The 880-nt window shown below is 42.7% G+C and carries 3 protein-coding genes; 1 reads left to right on the top strand and 2 read right to left on the bottom strand.

Translation table 11 applies throughout. From position 1 onward, the window contains the following. Positions 1 to 471, top strand: a 471-nt coding sequence (locus CVN76_RS01380) for a PucR family transcriptional regulator (RefSeq protein ID WP_198512412.1), incomplete at its 5' end; no start/stop codon positions are given. Positions 472 to 606: 135 nt separating this feature from the next. Here the strand turns inward: CVN76_RS01380 and yhfH (CVN76_RS01375) are convergent. Next, entirely contained in the window at positions 607 to 750 is a 144-nt protein-coding gene (gene yhfH, locus CVN76_RS01375; protein ID WP_442857525.1) for a protein YhfH, read from the bottom strand. Between the two features lie 24 nt (positions 751 to 774). Further along, the gene (gene yhfH / locus CVN76_RS01370; protein ID WP_232732048.1) at positions 775 to 876 is read right to left on the bottom strand and encodes a protein YhfH; all 102 of its coding nucleotides are present in this window, start codon (positions 874 to 876) and stop codon (positions 775 to 777) included. Positions 877 to 880 lie beyond the last annotated feature (4 nt).

The following is an 880-nucleotide window of genomic DNA, read 5'->3' as shown; positions in this document are numbered from 1 at the left end:
GGAAAGCATGTACAAAGATTAAACGAGATTTATAAAAGCTATGAAACGGCACGCGAGACCCTGCTGCTTCAAGATAGTTTACCAGAAGAGAACAGGAGCATTTTTTATCAGGACTTACATATGCATCGCATGATTTCGCTCTTGAATAAACATGGAAACCTGGAGGAAACGGTGCACGAGTACCTAGGTCCTGTCATTGAATATGACAAGCAAAACAATGGCGAGTTAATGCCTACCCTGAAGTCATATCTTGCATGTAACGGATCTAAACAGGAAACTTCCAAACAACTATTCATTGTAAGGCAAACTCTATATCATAGACTGGAAAAGCTAGAGAAACTGTTAGGCTCCGATTTCATGCGATCGGATAAGCGTCTCGGCCTGGAATTCATGATTTTTGCATTGGACTTCCTTCAGTACAGCAGCAGGGACGTCACTGGGAATTATGTGAATAAATATATGGGGAAGTGAAATAAACATGAAGGGTGTCCAAGGGACATCCTTTTTGGCATGGTAAATGAAATGGGAGCTCATATACTGATGAATGGAGGGGGAAATGCTGACATCATAATAGGGGATATGGCAATGGGATGTCAGCATCCTTTTTCAATACTCATCTTTTTTGGATAAGCAATGATCACATTCCAAGAGATACGATTCAGCTTGCTCGGTGATGGTGGTTCCGCACTCCGTACATTGTTTAGGCGGCAGGTTCCTGAAAAACTCCATAGGGTTTTTAGTTTGCATCATGATTCCTCCTCATATTTCGGTCGATTAGTCTTCGCGATTGGAAAGGCAATGATCGCATTCCAAGAGATACGATTCAGCTTGCTCGGTGATGGTGGTTCCGCACTCCGTACATTGTTTAGGTGGCAGGTTC

It is taken from the genome of Bacillus sp. mrc49 (assembly GCF_002803435.1).
The sequence above is the reverse complement of the archived record's forward strand: the minus strand, read 5'-3'. Positions and strand labels throughout refer to the sequence as shown.

Excerpts from the sequence above, each read along its gene's own strand:
- yhfH (WP_442857525.1), bottom strand. The coding sequence starts at position 750 with ATGATGCAAACTAAAAACCCTATGGAGTTTTTCAGGAACCTGCCGCCT.